The organism is Paludibacter propionicigenes WB4, from assembly GCF_000183135.1.
GTDB lineage: Bacteria > Bacteroidota > Bacteroidia > Bacteroidales > Paludibacteraceae > Paludibacter > Paludibacter propionicigenes.
Genome location: NC_014734.1, coordinates 3292009 through 3309745, shown reverse-complemented (window position 1 = coordinate 3309745; position 17737 = coordinate 3292009). Strand labels below are relative to the sequence as shown.

Below are 17737 nucleotides of genomic sequence, written 5' to 3'. Positions count from 1 at the left end.
TTATCTTTGTCACAAAATTAATGTATCACACTAAGTCAATGGCCAAATGAAGAAAATTTTATTAACTCTAACAATGGGGATACTCCTTATGGGATGTGCAAAAAATGACAATCCGTTTTTCGAAACGTATAAAAATAAATACGGTGCTCCGCCTTTTGATAAAATCAAGAACGAGCATTATATGCCTGCTTTCAAAGAAGGCATTAAAAAACATCAGGCAGAAATTGACTCCATCGCCGAAAGCAAAGATGCACCTACTTTCGACAATACAATAGCCGCAATGGACTTCAGCGGTGAGTTGCTTAAAAAAGTATCTTCAGTATTTTTCAACCTTTATTCCAGCAATACGAATAAAGAGATGGACAAAATAGCCAACGAAATTTCGCCAATCCTCTCTGAGCACAACGACAATATATACCTCAACGAGAAATTGTTCGCAAGGGTAAAAACACTATACGATAACCGCAGCAAGCTGGGGCTCACAGCCGAGCAAAACCGTTTGCTGGAAAAATATCATCGCAACTTTATTCGCAGCGGAGCAGCACTGAACCCCGACCAGAAAGCTAAGCTACGCGAAATAAATAAAGAACTGGGATTGGCTGAAATTGCCTTTGGTCAAAACGTGCTGGAAGAAACAAATAGTTACCAAAAGGTGGTAGACAATGAGGATGATTTGGCCGGACTACCCGAAAGCGTACGTCAGGCAGCAGCCGAAGCCGCTAAAGAAGCCAAGAAAGAAGGAAAATGGATTTTCACCACGCAGAAAGCCAGTTTTATCCCGGTGCTTCAATACAGCGAGAACCGCGAGCTACGCAAAGAATTATTGATGGCTTACTCGACCAGAGCCAACCACAACAATGCCAAAGACAACAAAGCCGTTATCAACAAAATAATGAAGCTTCGTACTCAAAAAGCACAGCTTCTGGGATTTGCCAACTCAGCAGAATTCATACTGGACGATACCATGGCTAAAACTCCAAAAACTGTGTATGACTTCCTCGCTACGGTATGGACTCCGGCACTGGCTAAAGCCAAGGAAGAAGCTGCCGAACTTCAGAAACTAATGGATGCCGAAGGAAAGGGAGAAAAGCTGGAAGCGTGGGACTGGTGGTATTACTCGGAAAAACTGAGAAAAGCCAAATATAATCTGGATGAAGAATCTCTTAAACCATACTTCAAGTTAGAAAATGTACGTCAGGGCGTATTCGACTTAGCTTCTAAGCTCTACGGACTTAAGTTCAAAAAACTGAAGAACATGCCTGTTTATCATCCCGATGTTGAAGTTTTCGAGGTGGATAATGCCGATGGTTCGCTCGTTGGCATACTGTATACCGACTATTTTCCACGTGCGGGTAAACGCGCAGGTGCATGGATGAATAACATTACCGAACAATATGTGAAAGACGGCGTGGATCACCGCCCGATTATCTGCAACATAGGTAATTTTACGAAACCTACTGCCGATAAGCCATCATTGCTCAATATGGATGAAGTGGAAACACTTTTCCACGAATTCGGTCATGCACTACATGGATTGCTTACAAAATGTACTTACCCTTCCATGTCAGGAACCAATGTATCTCGTGACTTTGTAGAATTGCCTTCACAGGTAATGGAAAACTGGTGTTGGGAACCTGAAGTGATGAAAACTTACGCCCGTCATTATAAAACCAATGAGATAATGCCCAAAGCATTGATGGATAAAATTCAAAAAGCAGGCACATTCAATCAGGGTTTTGTGAATACAGAGTTACTGGCCGCATCACTTCTGGACATGGATTATCACATGATTAAAGACACCACCAATTTTGATGTTGACGCGTTTGAAAAGGCATCGTTGGCGCGGATGGGTATGATTCCTGAAATTATCGTACGTTATCGCAGTTCGTATTTTAATCACATCTTTGGAGGAGGCTACTCTGCCGGATATTACAGCTACACATGGGCTGCCGTATTGGATGCCGACGCATTTCAGGCATTCAAGGAAACAGGAGATATCTACAACCCAAAAGTGGCAACAGCATTCAGAAAAAAACTTCTGGAAAAAGGAGACTCGGAAGATCCAATGAAACTTTATCGCGATTTCAGAGGTGCAAATCCAAATCCGGATGCATTATTGAAAAAGAGAGGACTGAAATAGCTCCTGTAAACAAATTCTAAAGTCAATTGCGGGTATAACAGAAATAAAACGTACCCGCAATTGACTATTTTAAACAACAAAGAATCAATGAGAGTAACTTTAAAGAGTGTAACTGTACCAAGTATTCCATTGGCCGCTTTATTAGTTATCGCGTGCAGTGGTTTATGGTTCTCGTCTTATTGGGGAGCACGTTTAGCGCTGTTTCCAAATCAGACTACAGAGATTGTCAACCATCTGCAAAAGATTATAGTTCCGAATACGCTTCTGTCAGAGATAATCAGTTTTTTCTTAACTCTACTGAATGCTTTTTTGCTGGCTCAAATCAATAATAAGTTCACTATCATTCGTACCCGAACGTTTTTGCCGATTCTGGTATTCATGACATTAATGGGAACCTGGAATGAGACTCACCTTGCAAACGGCTCGCACATATCGCTAACACTTTTTATTCTTAGCTTATTCTCTTTCTTTAGCATGTCCCGCAACAGAAATTCGTCTGAACAAGCTTTTATGGGTAGTTTCCTCATTAGTATCAGCAGCATTCTTATCAATCCGCTTATCTTCCTTATACCGGTTTGTTGGATTGGGTTCGGTATGTTTCAGAGTTTGTCTTTAAAAACTTTTCTGGCTTCACTGATGGGAGGTTTAACTCCCTGGATTCTTTATCTGGCTCTTAATTTCATCATCAATCCGCACTTCAATGTTTTACAGGCATTAATTCTAAATCCAAACTTCGTCCTTGATATTTCAACATATTCATTGCCCGATTTGGTTTATTTTGCACTGATGTCGATAATTATAATTATGGGCATTGTTGGTTTATATTCAACAGCTCACAGCGACGCTATCGATACACGCAATAAATTAAACTTTCTCGTTTTTCTGCTTATTTCGTTGTGTGTGATATGCTTTATTTTCATTAACCAGTTTGTATCTTTTCTGCCAATTATTGCATTGGTTTACGCCCTGTTATTTTCTCATCCACTCACACTGAAACAGAATAATTTCCACAGCATCCTTTTTATTGTTTTTTGCGTTATAAATCTAGTTTACGCTGTTTCAAAATACATTCTGACCTAAGATGACAGGATTAATGGAACTCGGCTATATAGGCCTCTTTATTGCTTCATTTCTTGCGGCAACTGTTGTACCTTTTAGTTCGGAAGTTATTTTCTCGGCTATGGTTTTTGGAGGGCTTGATGCGTGGACCTGCGTGTGGGTAGCAACGTTGGGCAATTGGTTAGGAGGTATGACCAGTTACCACGTCGGTTTGCTGGGAAAAGTGGAGTGGATTGAAAAATACTTCCACATTAAGAAAGAAAAAATAGAGACATTTACCGTCAGAATACAAAAATATGGCGACTGGATTGCATTTTTCTCCTTTGTACCTTTTATCGGCGATGTAATTGCAGTAGCAACAGGCTTTTTCCGTTGTAAGTGGTGGAAAGTAGCCATTTCAATGCTGATAGGAAAGTTTGCCCGATACCTGGCATGGATGTATTTCAACGGGCTATTTATGTAATTATCGGGGTAAGTAATTCATAAAGTCAATACATATGGAAACTAAATTAAAAATCAGATTACTGCTTACCGGTTTATTTTTCATCCTGAGTTATCCGGTGTGTGGTCAAAACAAGTATAAGGTAATAGATAAAACCGTACGTATCGGCATGCATCAAGCCCATAACCGGAAAATTGATGTTGTCATTGTACACTCCGTATATAATGCTTCTGAGGGCGATAAATACGATATTGATTTAGTTCTCAAACAGTTTTCGCGTTACCATGTAAGTTCGCACTACGTCATTGGCCGTAAAGGTGATATTTATCAACTGGTAAGTGAAAAAGATATTTCATATCATGCAGGAAGAAGTAGCCTACCGGATGGACGAACGGGAGTAAACTCCTGCTCAATAGGCATTGAATTAATTACAACAAACGACAGCATTGATTCACCTACGGAGAAGCAAATTCAAGCTTTGACTGCGTTGGTGAAAGACATAAAAAGCCGTTACAAAATAAAATATGTACTTCGCCACAGCGACATAGCTCCCGGACGCAAAACCGATCCATGGAATATGAACTGGGAGGCGTTTCTGAGAAGATTGGAAGAATAACAAAAAGCGGGTAAATCAGATTTGTTGATTTACCCGCTTTCTTTTCTATTTCGAATACCGATTAGATGGTCATTAAATAGCTTTTGAACGATTCGAAGTCTTTGGACATTGGCAGACTTTTCTTCTCTCCTTTCATAAATTCCTGTAGTTTTTGTGGAATTTCGACTTTCTCTCCGATAATTCCTTCAACTGTTTCGAGGAATTTAGCCGGGTGCGCCGTTTCAAGGAATACTCCGGTTTCATCAGCAGCCAAGCCTACCTGCAATGCACGGTAACCTACGGCTCCATGCGGATCGAGCAAGTAGCCTGTTTGTTGTTTGCAGGCTTTCAGGGTTTCGGCAATTTGCTCATCGTTGTAGCTCACGCCACTTATCTCCGCTGTGATAGCCTCGTGCGAAGCACCGTACAAATCCAGCACACGGGCAAAGTTACTTGGGTCACCCACATCCATAGCATTGGCAATGGTTGAAACCGACGGGCGCGGAGTATAAACTCCGGTTTGAAGATATTGCAAGAAAATATCGTTACGGTTATTGGCCGCTATAAAACGTTTAATCGGCAATCCCATACGTTTACCAAACAATCCGGCCGTGATATTACCAAAATTACCACTTGGTACACACATAACTACATTATCGGCCTTGCCCATCTTTTTCAATTGAGCGTAAGCATAGAAATAATAAAAGGATTGTGGCAGAAAACGCGCCACGTTGATCGAATTAGCCGAAGTTAACTTCAGTTTGGCATTCAGTTCCTCGTCCATGAAAGCAGATTTTACCAACGCCTGACAATCGTCGAAAGTTCCGTCCACTTCCAATGCCGTAATATTCTGACCCAACGTGGTAAACTGACACTCCTGAATAGGGCTCACCAAGCCTTTTGGGTAAAGCACATATACATGAATACCTTCCACGCCCAGAAAGCCGTTAGCCACCGCACTTCCCGTATCGCCGGAAGTAGCAACCAGTACCTTCACATTTTTCTGACCCTGTTTTTGAATGAAATATCCCAACAAGCGCGACATAAACCGTCCACCCACATCTTTGAATGCCAGAGTTGGTCCATGATACAATTCCAGACTGTAAATATTATCGTTTACCGGAACTACCGGAACATCAAAGTTCAGCGTTTCATACACTATCTTCTTCAGCGCTTCGGCTTCCACATCTGCACCGAAAAAGGCATCGGCTACGGTGTAAGCTATTTCCTGAAACGACAAAGTCTCAATACTGTCGAAAAACGATTGAGGCAAACGTTTAATCGAGTCAGGCATAAACAAACCTTTATCTTCTGCTAAACCCTTTACAACGGCATCCTGTAAACTAACGCCACTTATTTTCTTGTTTGTACTGTAATATTTCATTGAGATGACACTATTTAATAAGTTCTTGCATAAACTCTCTACCTTTCAGCAATCCATAGCTTCCATTTTCGGCTGCGAATTCATCGTAAACCATCACATCGTCCGCCTTTTCACCGGGACGGTAAATAATGAACGGAACAGGAGAATTAGTATGCGTTTTATACACACAAGGTGTAGGATGATCGGGCAAAATAGCTATAGTAACCGGTTCGTCCCAGGTGGATACTTCGTCCAAAATCGGTTTCACGACGCGGTTATCCAGATATTCTATCGTTTTAATTTTCAACTCTATATCGCCTTCGTGACCGGCTTCATCGCTGGCTTCGATATGCAAATACACAAAGTCATCAGTACGAAGAGCTTCTATCGCAGCTTGCGCTTTCCCCTCATAATTTGTATTATAGAGCCCTGTAGCTCCTTCTACATGAATCACCTTCAAACCCGCATAAACACCTATACCACGAATCAGATCAACAGCCGAAATTACCGAACCGCTTGTAAGGTTGTAAGTTTCTAGCAGGGTTTTCATTTCTGGTTTGTAGCCCGGAGACCAGGGCCAAATGCTGTTAGCTTTATCCTTGCCTGCCGCTGCACGTTTCAGGTTTACCGGATGGTTTTCCAGCAATTCCTGCGAGCGCAAAATCAGGTTATTCAGCAAATCAGCAGTTTCCTGAGCCTCGGGTGTTTCTGCTTTAATCATTACATCGGCAAAAGGCGTTCCCGGAACATCGTGTGGTGCTGTACAATTTAGTTGTTTAATTCCGCCTTTTATCTTCAACAAATGACGGTACGAAACACCGGGGAAAAAATTGATAATGTCGCTGCCAAGTTCTTTTTGCAAAAAAAGAATCAGTTCGGTGGCTTCTTCATTGCTTATGTGCCCGGCCGAGTGATTCTTTATCTTTTTATCTTCAATGCAAATAATATTGCAACGCATGGCCATTTCGCCATCGTCTATGGACACACCCATACTTGCAGCTTCCAACGATCCGCGCCCTTCGAACACTTTAGCTACATCGTAACCAAGCACACTCATATTGGCTATTTCACTTCCGGGCGCATAACCTTCGGGGATAGTATCCAATAATCCGCTCCGCCCAAGTGCAGCTAGTTTGTCTATATTAGGTTTGTTTGCAGCCTGCAAGCAGGTTTTATTTCCAAGCGAAGCAATGGGTTCGTCCGCCATGCCGTCGCCAAGTATTATTAAGTACTTCATATTATTACCCCTAACCCCTAAAGGGGAATTAGGTTACTTTTTTTATTATTGTTTTTCTGCTAAAGCAAATTTTCAAAAACAGACCAACATATTCCCTTTTAGAGGTTAGAGGTCTATTCCAAAAAATCTTTATAATTAGGCAAGGCATCTTCAAACTTCTTCACCGTTTCGGTCAAAGTGAGATAGCTTTCTCCACCCGCTGCATTTAGGTGCCCGCCACCATTAAACAAATCGGCAGACACTTTGTTGGCCGGGAAAGTTCCTTGCGACCGCAGCGAAATCTTAATCTTGTCAGTATCTTCACGCATAAAAACAGAGAAATCGACTCCTGCTATTGAAAGAGGAATATTAACAAAGCCTTCCGCATCACCATTCACATAATTAAACTTACTCATTTCCTGCTGGCTCAGCGTAATCAAAGCCGCACGATATTCAGGGTAAATTTTCATCTTCTCATACAGACAGAGTCCCATTAAACGCAGTCTATCAGCAGAGTAAGTATTAAACACTTTACGATAGATAGCATCCTTATCTACTCCGATCTTAATTAGTTCAGCAATAATTATATAAATTTCCTGACCATTGGAATTATACGTAAATGCACCCGTATCGGTCATCATCCCTGTATAAATACATTCAGCACAAGCCAGATTAATCATCGAAAAATCACCCAAGCGACAGATTAATCTGAAAATCAATTCACTGGTAGAAGATATTTCCGGATAGGAAATGGTGATATTTGCAAAATTATCAGGATGTAAATGGTGATCGACCAGTATTTTGGGTGCAGAGGCATTAACAATAACATCAGCCATTTTAGCCATACGACTTGCCTGATTGAAATCCAACGCAAAAATCAATTCTGCTTCAGCTATCAGTTTATCCGATTGTTCTTTGTTATTTTCGTAATCAAGCACACATTCCGATCCGGGCATCCACGAGAGGAAGTTGGGGAAAGGTGTAGGCACAATCACAACAGGCTCTTTTTCAATAGTCATCAGATAATGCCACAAAGCGAGTGTTGAACCCATAGCATCGCCATCCGGACCAACATGAGCAACAATCACAATTTTATCAACACTATCAATGGCCTTCTTTGCCTTTGTTATCAGGTCTTCTGCTATAATTTTAGAAATCATTTATCAGGTTTTAAATTGGTTACAAAAGTAGCAAAAAAATACGATTTTGAGAGTTTTTCAATTCTGTCAAAGTTAATCTTTAATATCCAGCACATAAGCACCTTGCTCTCGTACCGAGTAAAATCCGATACGTCGGGCTGAGCAGGCATGTTTAATATCTTCAGTATACCATTTTGAAATGCTTTTATCCACTATAATTTTTCGGGATTGAATGCATTCCAGAATTTGCCCGATCTTGGGTTTGAGGTGATTACCTATAATCAGATAATCGAGTTTGATAGGCTCAATTGTAGTTTTTCTTTTCAGAAAATCTGTTGTTAGGATCAAAATCCTTGAGCCTTCAAAGTATGCAAATCCATCGGCAAACCATTTCTCTTTCTTTATATAACAAGGTTTCTTCAACTTTTGATTTTGCCAGAAAGTTTTTGCAATTCGTTCTACCTCAACAGTATCAGCAGAATACACATAATTTTTGTCACGATTTATGAAGCTTACATGAGTTCCTTTTTGTCCTGCATATACTATCAATCGTTTGGATGTTAGCGTATGATAATTTGTCTCCAAATTGAATACACACGCAACCAACAAAGCAGTCAGACCGACTACCAATGGAGTAAATTTTCTATTGAGATAATAGCCTGAAAAGCAGAAAATAGCCAGAAACAATACAATTGTTTGCCTTACATCCAGTGAAATATGCCATACCGAGTAAGGCAAATTTTCAATCCATACAATAAAATGATTGAGTAACCACAGGGACCACTTCAACAACAACCCCACAAAATCTGACAGATACGCAATGGAAGACACCATAAAAAGAAATATTGCCAAATAAATAACCAAACTGGAAAGGGGAATAGCAATAAAGTTAGTCAATAAAAAATAAGAGGGAAATTGTTGAAAATAATACAGCGTAAATGGTGTAGTTCCAAGCTGAGCTGCTATCGATACTGAAAAAATCTCCCACACCATGCGGGTAATTTTATTCGTAGGCTGGTATAGTTTATCGACAATCGGTTGAAAGAAAATGATGCTCAACACCGCAGCATAACTCAACTGAAAACCAACATCGTACAGGAAGAAAGGGTTATACAGCAGCATGAGGAACATCGACATAAAAATTGTGTTGTAAATCTGCGATTTACGCCCGGTGCAATTTGCTAAGGCCACAAAGGAGAACATGAGTGCAGCTCTGATAACCGCCGCCGATAAGCCGGAGAGAAAAGCATAAATCCACAAAAACAGAATAATAAGAATGGCTTTCAACACTTTTTTTCGCTGCGATTTATCCAGAAAACCAAGCAAAAAAGCAATAATAATGTACACCACACCCACATGCATACCACTCACCGAAAGAATATGCATTGCTCCGGTAGCACTATAACTGGCTCTCAAATCCGGATTTAAATCATCGGTATAGCCAAGCGTCAAAGCAGCAAGCACTGCAAACTCATCTCCCTGAATATTGAATTTTCTATACACATCCAGCAAGTAATTTCTACATTTATCCGCCTCTCTCCTGACAGAGAAATCAGTACTTCTATCGGTCATCTGCCAGGTTCCGGACGGAATATAGCACGTCGCTCCTACCCCCTGGCGCTTCAGATAAGCTGCATAATCAAACCCATCGGGATTTAATGCCTTTTCCGGCTCTGTAAACTCAGCTCCCACCAGCAAACGATCACCGAATAGCAATCTGGAGGCTGCATCATCTTTTTGCAAATAAAGAATAGCCTGACCCTGAGCGGGCTTCCAGTCTTTATCTAAATACTGAAGAACTTCTACCTTGCAAAGATAGGATTTAGCCTTTTCGATGGGCGCCGAGATAAGTTCTACGCGGTAAACACCCTTTTGGTGGAGATGGTCAAAGGCAGTACTCTTCTCACGTATGCCACTTAAGGCATAAGCCATCGACAGCATCAATAAAAAAATTCCGCAGCCGAAAAGCCAACGGAATTGAAATTGTTGTTTGGGAATACGAATAACAAAGGATATCAGAATAAGCAAAGCCGACAAAACGAACATAGCATACAAACTCCATTGAGCTAACTCCACAAACTGGTATAAAATAATACCAAGAATAAAGGGTAGCAACAATCTGAAAAAAGGAGTTCGTTGCAGAAAGTTCATAGGCTAAGTATTCAGCATATTATGTATTGTCTTCAGGGGATCAGGGGCACCAAAAACCGCACTACCGGCAACCAGCACATTTACACCACTTTCGAAAAGTATAGAAGCATTATCTTCATTTACACCACCGTCTACTTCTATCAGACAATGAGCTTTCTTGCGCTCGATAATTTCTTTCAATTCAGCTATTCGGTCATAACTGTTATCCATAAATTTCTGACCTCCATAACCTGCAAAAACGGTCATCAAAAGCACTAAATCTACTTTATCAACAAATGGTTCGAGTACGCTGACAGGTACATCCGGATTGATGGTGATACCAACCTTGATACCTTCCGCTCTGATCAGCTCTATCACCGACAATGGATTTTCGACGGTTTCGTAGTGAAAAGTGAGTATATCAGCACCTGCTTTTGCAAAACGTGAGATATATTTCTCCGGATTCACAATCATTAAATGCACATCAAGAGGTTTGGTACTGTGTTTCTTCACAGCCTCCAACACCGGAAAGCCAAAAGAAATATTAGGAACAAAACTTCCATCCATTATATCTATATGCAACCATTGAGCTTCGCTGCCGTTAATCATTTCGCAAGCAGCTTGCAAATTGCCAAAATCAGCAGCCAAAATGGATGGAGAAATTATTTTAGTCATGAGAGTTGAGTGGTTTTCGTCTAAGAAACAAAGAGGTTTCTTTATTGTGCAAATATACTAAAAAAAAGACTTCCAAAAAATTGGAAGCCTTTTTTTTAATTCAAATACCATTCAACTGACTGATTTTCTGTTATCTGCTGAACTCTGTAAGAAGAAGCGAATTGCAGAATATTTTGTAGTGTTGCAGAGCTTGGCTGCAATTGTTGACGATTTTCAAACTTTTTTTTACCTGAATTTTTATCAGTTTTTTTTGATTGAGTAGAAATTTTTATCATAGGCCTTTTATACATTTTAGTAATATATCTAAAACGCAGCCCGATTCAAAATAGTATATATTTGAATAAATATTTTTTCTTTTTTTCAATCAATCACGCACACAATCATCCGCAACAACGACTACACCGTTGATTTAAAAACAATTAGCTAAATAATTATTTTATTTCAAGATAAACATCATTTTCGGCAGCAATTCTTCGCATATTGAGCAGAGCGTAGCGCATACGACCCAGAGCAGTATTAATACTCACATCGGTCCTTTCAGCTATTTCCTTGAAACTCAGATCTTCGAAAAAACGCATACGAATTACCTTTTGCTGTGAATGTGGCAGCAAGTCGATGAGATGAACAACATCAGCCAACACCTGCTCATTCGACATGGTATCTTCTACACTTTTTTCTATCATCGTAGAATTATTCACAATATCATAATCTACCGCATCGGCAGAAAATGTATTTTCATTCTTTTCGCGACGGAAATGGTCGATAATCAGGTTATGAGCGATACGATTTACCCAAGCCAGAAACTTTCCTGACTCGATATAACGACCCTGTTGAATGGTAGCAATAGCTTTAATAAAAGTGTCTTGAAAAATATCTTCGGTGAGTTCCCGATTGCGAACTATCAAATAAATGTAGGTGTACACTTTTGATTTATACCGCAACAATAAAATTTCAAACGCCTGATTATTACCAATCTCATACAATTTAACCAATTCATCATCGGTTAGTTGATTCAGATTTTTCATTACTTCTTTTTTATAGTTTAAAAGTAATTGTCGGCAATAGGCGTATAATTTTTAGGGGTTAATAGATATGTTTAGACTGCAAATATAGCGATAGTATTCAAAAATACAAATTTTTCCGCAAAAATTTATCAAAAAAAATAGCAATCAAAGGCAATAAACTGGAAATAACGTATATTTTACTCTACCCAAAGCACCAAACCTTTCAGATATTCTCCTTCAGGATGATAGATATTGATTGGATGATCGGCAGGCTGAGATAGCTGGTGTAAAATCCGTACATTGCGTTTACTTTCGGCTGCTGCACTGAACACGGCAAGCCGGAACTGTTCTTTTGAAACCACCTGCGAACACGAAAAAGTAAACAGAATTCCACCCGGTTTAATTTGCTCAAAAGCTTTTGCATTTAGGCGTTTATAACCTTTCAAAGCATTGCGTAGAGCTTCCCTATGCTTCGCAAAAGCCGGCGGATCAAGAATTATTAAGTCGTATTTCTGATCGAGTGTATGAAGGTTATTCAGGTACTTAAAGGCATCTTCGGCAAAGGATGCGTGTCGCGGATCGTTAGGATAGTTAGCTTCAACATTTTTATCCGTCAGATCAATGGCTTTTGCCGAGCTATCGACAGAGTGAACCAATTTAGCATTGCCCCGCAAGGCATACACAGAGAATCCTCCCGTATAGCAAAACATATTCAGAACCGATTTACCCGCCGAATAACGCTCAAGCAACGAGCGATTTTCACGTTGGTCAACAAAGAAACCTGTTTTCTGACCGCGCAGCCAGTCCACATGAAACTTCAATCCGTTTTCAAGGGCTGTCAGTTGAGCTGTTTCGGCTCCTATCAGGTATCCATCCTCCGGTTCAATAGCTGCCTTGAATGGCAAAGTCGTTTCCGATTTATAGTACACATTCTTTACTTCGGGCACATTGGCCACAATGGCTTTTGCCAACACTTCCCGAATCTCGTGCATACCGATAGAATGCGCCTGCATCACAGCAGTTTCATCATATACGTCAACAATCAATCCGGGCAATGAATCGCCCTCTCCATGCACCAGTCGGTAAGTATTATTATTGCCCGGAGCTACTAAACCCAGCGATTTGCGCATAGCATAAGCCCACTGTATTTTTCTGCTCCAAAAATCGTCTGTAACCGGAACATTATCAAATGATACCACCCTCACTGCAATGCTGCCAATCTGATAATGACCGATAGCCAGAAAGTTACGATTACTATCCAGCACTTCTACCAAATCACCTTCTGTCGGCTTTCCCTCGATGCGATGTATAGCCCCGGAAAAAACCCAGGGATGAAAACGTTGTAAACTTTCTTCTTTCTTTGGTTTGAGTTGTATGATAATCATGTGTTTAGTTACGAGTTTTTTGTTACGAGTCACGAGCAGATTCGTTGGTAATTAATTTAAATCGAAGTATCTTCTTGATTGGCAGCCGCTTCTCTGCTGGCCATTTGTTGTTCTCTGAGTTCGCGCTGTTCGAGCGCATGCTGTTGTAATATTTTATCGATCTGTTTTTTTGTCAGTTTTTTCTCGCTCATCAACTGTAAATATATTTGTAGGCTGGCCCAGGCATCGGTAGCAGCATAACGTTGTTGCTGCTCTGTCAATTCAGGATTCTCCCAATTTGTCAGACGCTGCGATTTAGATATTTTTTTTCCGAAGAGAATGGCGTATATTTTCTGCAAGCCTAGCTCCAGTATCCCATAGCTTTGCACTATAGTCTGTATATCAACGCAGTTAGCAGGTTTGAAAGCGTGATGCTTATTCAGTCCATTTAAATCATCTCTAAGCGAAAGTCCGATTTTCTTTATATTTTCATCGGACAGAAATTCGGCCAAAGCAGCCGGAAAGTCTATTTTATTTAATCTGAAGAGGAAGCAATGATCCAATGTCGAAATCTGAACCAACGAAACCTTATGATATGTTCCGCGCGTAAATGATGGTTTTGTCTCCGTATCAATCCCGACAACCTTGCTCTTTCGAAGCTCTGCAATGGCCGGCTGTATTTTCGACAAATCATCGACCAGTGTTATCTTTCCTTCAAAAAGAACAACCGGCATCAGATTTACCTCATCTTTAGTTATTTTGGTTCTAAACATAGACATTTAATTACAATAAATTTGTCAACTCCTCGTCGTCGTCATGTTGAAAATTCAGGAAAGAATTCCGGTCTAGAGCTTGTTTCGCGGTAGAAACATCTTCATCATCCAGTCCAAAACCATCGCTGTAACGAAGTGCATGCAAAGCCCGAAGCGCATTCAACAGTTTCTGCCCCCAATGCTCGCCAAAAGCTTCGATACAAGCCACCAGCGCATCGTTCATAATATCCACATCGGCCAATTGATAACTGGCTGCAAAGTCTTTTAGTTCCTGGTATATGTCCGCCAGATTTTCAGAAATAAAAGCGGCAATAGGCGTATCGCTTATAGCCATATCCGGATGGAAAACCTCAAGGTATGAGTCATCCGCCCCAAGCAATTGCTCAATTTGCTCACGAACAAACAAATAATCCTCTTCGGAAACAAATTTCTCTGTAGGATCATCAAAAACCGGAGCCGGAGCCTCCACCAATGATGCATTGAGGTATAGAAGCGGTAATATTTTAACCGCTTTTTGAATGAAATCCGTTTGTGAGAATTCGGCTGCATGTTCCAGAAACAAACAGGTTTCGGCAGCTACAGTTACAAATTCAATAACGCTTTTGCTGTAAACCACATGATCTGGTAATTGGTCTAAATCCATTGAAATGAAATTATTTAATAAACAGTTGCAAAAGTAAGAAAAAATATCCACTTTCTCTTATAAAATCACCCTGTCTGACCGACAACTTCCAATAATAATCCATAAGAGAGATGAATAATTATTTTCCGAAAAGTCTCCTGAAATCAGAACAAAGCATAGTTAGAAATGTTATCTTTGTAAGCAGAAAAACACAACACAAACTACTCTGTAAACCTTTTAAAAAGAAGCCCTATGGAAGACAAACTTGTAACACTAAAAAATTACGAAACTATGGTTGACGCCATGTTCGATCAGGAGTTACTGAGAGAAAACAATATCGAAAGTTCGATATACAATGAAGATACAGTAGAGCTATTGCCTATGTTTGGCGAAATTAATGATGGACTGAGAATCGTTGTTTTACAAAATGATCTGGAAGAAGCCACCAAAATACTGGAGGATTACAAAAATGCCATTGACGAATGAGTTTATCAGGACTTCAATAATTCAGTGATTTTTCGGTTTAATACCGGATGTACCAAATCAGGTGCAATCTCTGATAACGGAATAAGTACAAAATCCCGGTCGGCAATAAGCGGATGCGGGATTTTTAATGCCGGGCTGTCAATAATCAAATTGTCATAAAACAAAATATCTATATCCATCAAACGGTCGAGATATTCACCCATTGATTTAGTTTCGCGCCCCAAACTACGTTCTATCTGCTGCGTTTTGCTTAGCACATCAAAAGGGCTTAAGCTGGTTTGCACCAACACTACCGCATTCAGAAAATTATTATCCGATGTAAATCCCCACGGTTCGGACACATAAAATGCAGATTGACAAAGCACCTCTCCTACTTCGCCAGACAAAGCCACGATTGCCTCATTGAGGTTGCACTCCTTATTTCCCAGATTTGTACCAAGCCCTAAATATACCAATGCCATAATGTGAAGTTTGAGGCAAAGATAAGTCTTTTTAGTTAGTTGGCTTCGCCGTTATTTGCTTACTGCGTTATATAAGTTCCAATAATGCAGTAAGCAAATTACAATAAATAACGGCAAAGCCGAATAATGCACAGCAACTTTCTGCCAAAAACTGCCCTTTTGTCAGCTAAAAAATTCAATCCGTCCGCTGATATTTCCGTTTTACTGTCAAAATATGATTGTCTGAGTATAAATTTCCGTTGGCATATCATTTGTAAACTTTGAAACCGTACAACAAAAACATATCAGAAACAACTGAAAAAATAAATAATTAAAACATTATGGGAAAAATTATTGGAATTGACTTAGGAACCACAAACTCGTGCGTTTCTGTAATGGAAGGTAACGAACCAATCGTTATTGCCAACAGCGAAGGCAAACGTACTACTCCTTCTGTCGTTGGATTTATTGATGGTGGCGAACGCAAAGTAGGTGATCCTGCTAAACGTCAAGCCATTACCAACCCAACTAAAACTGTATTTTCTATCAAACGTTTCATGGGTGAAACCTATGACCGCTTAACTAAAGAGATTGAACGCGTACCATTTAAGGTAGCTAAAGGAGATAACAACACTGCCCGTGTGGATATTGACGGTCGTCTGTATTCACCACAAGAAATCTCAGCTATCATTCTTCAAAAGATGAAAAAAACAGCTGAAGATTATCTGGGAACCGAAGTAACCGATGCAGTTATCACTGTTCCTGCATACTTCAACGATGCTCAACGTCAGGCAACAAAAGAAGCCGGCGAAATTGCAGGTTTGAATGTTCGTCGTATCGTTAACGAACCAACTGCTGCTGCTTTGGCTTATGGTTTGGATAAAACCAACAAAGACATGAAAATCGTGGTCTTCGACTGCGGTGGTGGTACGCATGACGTATCGGTACTTGAACTTGGCGATGGCGTATTTGAAGTAAAATCGACCGATGGTGATACTCACTTAGGTGGTGATGACTTCGACCACCGTATCATCGACTGGTTGGTACAGGAATTCAAAAACGAAAACAGCGGTATCGATTTGAGCAAAGACCCTATGGCTTTGCAACGTTTGAAAGAAGCAGCAGAAAAAGCAAAAATCGAATTATCGAATACAACTTCTTCTGAAATCAATTTGCCTTATATCATGCCTGTTGATGGTGTGCCACGTCACTTGGTACGCACATTGACCCGTGCTAAATTTGAACAATTGGTTGACGATTTGATTCAACGCACTATTGAGCCATGTAAGACAGCTTTGAAAAATGCAGGATTATCTATAAGCGATATCGACGAAGTGATTCTCGTGGGTGGATCTACACGTATCCCTGCTATTCAGGTAGCAGTTGAGAAATTCTTTGGAAAAGCTCCTTCGAAAGGTGTTAATCCTGACGAAGTAGTAGCCGTGGGAGCTGCTATACAAGGTGGTGTGTTGACAGGTGAAGTTACCGATGTATTGCTACTTGATGTTACTCCGCTTTCATTAGGTATCGAAACTATGGGAGGTGTTATGACTCGTCTGATCGAATCTAACACAACTATCCCGACTAAAAAATCTGAAACGTTTACGACCGCAGCCGACAACCAACCTTCTGTAGAAATTCACATTCTACAAGGAGAACGTCCAATGGCTAATCAAAATAAATCAATCGGTCGTTTCCACCTGGATGGTATTATGCCTGCCCGTCGTGGAGAACCTCAGATTGAAGTTACTTTTGACATTGACGCTAACGGTATATTGCATGTTTCGGCTAAAGATAAAGCTACCGGAAAACAACAAAGTATCCGTATCGAAGCTTCTTCTGGTTTGAGCGACGCAGAAATCAAACGTATGAAAGACGAAGCCGCAGCCAATGCCGAAGCCGATGCTAAGGAAAAAGAAAAAATCGATAAGCTGAACCATGCTGATTCATTGATTTTCCAAACAGAAAAACAATTGAGTGAGTTTGGAGATAAATTGCCTGCCGACAAGAAAGGTCCAATTGAAGCTGCATTAGCAAAACTGAAAGAAGCTCACAAAGCTCAGGATGTAGCTGCTATTGACGAAGCTACAAACGAAGTAAACGCTGCATTCCAGGCTGCAAGTCAGGAAATGTACAATGCTCAAAATGCTCAGGAAGGTCAGGCACAACCTAACGCCGGTGGACAACAAGCTCAAGGTGGAAGTCAACAAGGTGATGTTACGGATGTTGATTTTGAAGAAGTAAAATAAAAGACCCCTAAATTCCCTAAAGGGGACTTAATAGAAACCG

At 40.4% G+C, this 17737-nt stretch carries 17 protein-coding genes; 6 read left to right on the top strand and 11 right to left on the bottom strand.

Annotated features, from left to right (window positions below; translation table 11 throughout):
- Positions 1-46 precede the first annotated feature (46 nt).
- The 4 genes from PALPR_RS13725 (at position 47) to PALPR_RS15570 (ending at position 4257) form a co-directional block, all read left to right on the top strand.
- A complete protein-coding gene (locus tag PALPR_RS13725; RefSeq protein WP_013446254.1) occupies positions 47-2140 on the top strand; it encodes a M3 family metallopeptidase in 2094 nt (697 codons plus the stop codon).
- A gap of 87 nt (positions 2141-2227) precedes the next feature.
- Positions 2228-3220, top strand: coding sequence for a hypothetical protein (locus tag PALPR_RS13720; RefSeq protein ID WP_041620433.1), 993 nt, complete (start codon positions 2228-2230; stop codon positions 3218-3220).
- Position 3221: 1 nt separating this feature from the next.
- Positions 3222-3662: a YqaA family protein gene (locus PALPR_RS13715; protein WP_041620427.1), complete on the top strand. Its 441-nt coding sequence runs from the start codon at positions 3222-3224 to the stop codon at positions 3660-3662.
- A 34-nt stretch (positions 3663-3696) separates the two neighbouring features.
- Entirely contained in the window at positions 3697-4257 is a 561-nt protein-coding gene (locus PALPR_RS15570) for an N-acetylmuramoyl-L-alanine amidase (RefSeq protein WP_013446251.1), read from the top strand.
- 61 nt (positions 4258-4318) lie between these two features.
- On the opposite strand, the gene thrC is transcribed toward PALPR_RS15570, so the two are convergent.
- From thrC to PALPR_RS13660, 10 genes are all read right to left on the bottom strand, one after another.
- Positions 4319-5620: a threonine synthase gene (gene thrC, locus PALPR_RS13705; protein WP_013446250.1), complete on the bottom strand. Its 1302-nt coding sequence runs from the start codon at positions 5618-5620 to the stop codon at positions 4319-4321.
- Positions 5621-5630: 10 nt separating this feature from the next.
- A complete protein-coding gene (locus tag PALPR_RS13700) occupies positions 5631-6836 on the bottom strand; it encodes a cofactor-independent phosphoglycerate mutase (RefSeq protein WP_013446249.1) in 1206 nt (401 codons plus the stop codon).
- A gap of 113 nt (positions 6837-6949) precedes the next feature.
- Entirely contained in the window at positions 6950-7975 is a 1026-nt protein-coding gene (locus tag PALPR_RS13695) for a DHH family phosphoesterase (protein ID WP_013446248.1), read from the bottom strand.
- A gap of 72 nt (positions 7976-8047) precedes the next feature.
- Entirely contained in the window at positions 8048-10105 is a 2058-nt protein-coding gene (locus PALPR_RS13690) for a ComEC/Rec2 family competence protein (RefSeq protein WP_013446247.1), read from the bottom strand.
- 3 nt (positions 10106-10108) lie between these two features.
- Complete coding sequence (rpe, locus tag PALPR_RS13685; RefSeq protein WP_013446246.1) at positions 10109-10759, bottom strand: ribulose-phosphate 3-epimerase; 651 nt, start codon at positions 10757-10759, stop codon at positions 10109-10111.
- A gap of 95 nt (positions 10760-10854) precedes the next feature.
- The gene (locus tag PALPR_RS13680) at positions 10855-11034 is read right to left on the bottom strand and encodes a hypothetical protein (protein WP_013446245.1); all 180 of its coding nucleotides are present in this window, start codon (positions 11032-11034) and stop codon (positions 10855-10857) included.
- A 156-nt stretch (positions 11035-11190) separates the two neighbouring features.
- Positions 11191-11784, bottom strand: coding sequence for an RNA polymerase sigma factor (locus PALPR_RS13675; protein ID WP_013446244.1), 594 nt, complete (start codon positions 11782-11784; stop codon positions 11191-11193).
- Between the two features lie 176 nt (positions 11785-11960).
- Complete coding sequence (locus PALPR_RS13670) at positions 11961-13148, bottom strand: class I SAM-dependent rRNA methyltransferase (protein WP_013446243.1); 1188 nt, start codon at positions 13146-13148, stop codon at positions 11961-11963.
- Positions 13149-13204: 56 nt separating this feature from the next.
- On the bottom strand, positions 13205-13900 hold the full coding sequence (locus PALPR_RS13665) for a 3'-5' exonuclease (RefSeq protein ID WP_013446242.1): 696 nt from the start codon (positions 13898-13900) through the stop codon (positions 13205-13207).
- Between the two features lie 10 nt (positions 13901-13910).
- The gene (locus PALPR_RS13660) at positions 13911-14543 is read right to left on the bottom strand and encodes a DUF5063 domain-containing protein (protein WP_013446241.1); all 633 of its coding nucleotides are present in this window, start codon (positions 14541-14543) and stop codon (positions 13911-13913) included.
- 231 nt (positions 14544-14774) lie between these two features.
- Here PALPR_RS13660 and PALPR_RS13655 point away from each other — a divergent pair, with 231 nt between their 5' ends.
- Positions 14775-15008: a putative signal transducing protein gene (locus PALPR_RS13655; RefSeq protein WP_013446240.1), complete on the top strand. Its 234-nt coding sequence runs from the start codon at positions 14775-14777 to the stop codon at positions 15006-15008.
- A 5-nt stretch (positions 15009-15013) separates the two neighbouring features.
- On the opposite strand, the gene folK is transcribed toward PALPR_RS13655, so the two are convergent.
- Positions 15014-15469: a 2-amino-4-hydroxy-6-hydroxymethyldihydropteridine diphosphokinase gene (gene folK / locus PALPR_RS13650; protein ID WP_013446239.1), complete on the bottom strand. Its 456-nt coding sequence runs from the start codon at positions 15467-15469 to the stop codon at positions 15014-15016.
- A 320-nt stretch (positions 15470-15789) separates the two neighbouring features.
- Between folK and dnaK the strand changes: the two genes are divergently transcribed.
- Positions 15790-17697, top strand: a complete 1908-nt coding sequence (gene dnaK / locus PALPR_RS13645; protein WP_013446238.1) for a molecular chaperone DnaK — start codon at positions 15790-15792, stop codon at positions 17695-17697.
- Positions 17698-17737 lie beyond the last annotated feature (40 nt).

Coding starts and splice junctions, on each gene's coding strand:
- PALPR_RS13715 (WP_041620427.1), top strand. CDS start 3,222: ATGACAGGATTAATGGAACTCGGCTATATAGGCCTCTTTATTGCTTCA.
- PALPR_RS13720 (WP_041620433.1), top strand. CDS start 2,228: ATGAGAGTAACTTTAAAGAGTGTAACTGTACCAAGTATTCCATTGGCC.
- PALPR_RS13695 (WP_013446248.1), bottom strand. CDS start 7,975: ATGATTTCTAAAATTATAGCAGAAGACCTGATAACAAAGGCAAAGAAG.
- PALPR_RS13660 (WP_013446241.1), bottom strand. CDS start 14,543: ATGGATTTAGACCAATTACCAGATCATGTGGTTTACAGCAAAAGCGTT.
- PALPR_RS13655 (WP_013446240.1), top strand. CDS start 14,775: ATGGAAGACAAACTTGTAACACTAAAAAATTACGAAACTATGGTTGAC.
- PALPR_RS13680 (WP_013446245.1), bottom strand. CDS start 11,034: ATGATAAAAATTTCTACTCAATCAAAAAAAACTGATAAAAATTCAGGT.
- folK (WP_013446239.1), bottom strand. CDS start 15,469: ATGGCATTGGTATATTTAGGGCTTGGTACAAATCTGGGAAATAAGGAG.
- PALPR_RS13690 (WP_013446247.1), bottom strand. CDS start 10,105: ATGAACTTTCTGCAACGAACTCCTTTTTTCAGATTGTTGCTACCCTTT.
- PALPR_RS15570 (WP_013446251.1), top strand. CDS start 3,697: ATGGAAACTAAATTAAAAATCAGATTACTGCTTACCGGTTTATTTTTC.
- PALPR_RS13725 (WP_013446254.1), top strand. CDS start 47: ATGAAGAAAATTTTATTAACTCTAACAATGGGGATACTCCTTATGGGA.
- PALPR_RS13665 (WP_013446242.1), bottom strand. CDS start 13,900: ATGTTTAGAACCAAAATAACTAAAGATGAGGTAAATCTGATGCCGGTT.
- PALPR_RS13675 (WP_013446244.1), bottom strand. CDS start 11,784: ATGAAAAATCTGAATCAACTAACCGATGATGAATTGGTTAAATTGTAT.
- rpe (WP_013446246.1), bottom strand. CDS start 10,759: ATGACTAAAATAATTTCTCCATCCATTTTGGCTGCTGATTTTGGCAAT.
- PALPR_RS13670 (WP_013446243.1), bottom strand. CDS start 13,148: ATGATTATCATACAACTCAAACCAAAGAAAGAAGAAAGTTTACAACGT.
- dnaK (WP_013446238.1), top strand. CDS start 15,790: ATGGGAAAAATTATTGGAATTGACTTAGGAACCACAAACTCGTGCGTT.
- thrC (WP_013446250.1), bottom strand. CDS start 5,620: ATGAAATATTACAGTACAAACAAGAAAATAAGTGGCGTTAGTTTACAG.
- PALPR_RS13700 (WP_013446249.1), bottom strand. CDS start 6,836: ATGAAGTACTTAATAATACTTGGCGACGGCATGGCGGACGAACCCATT.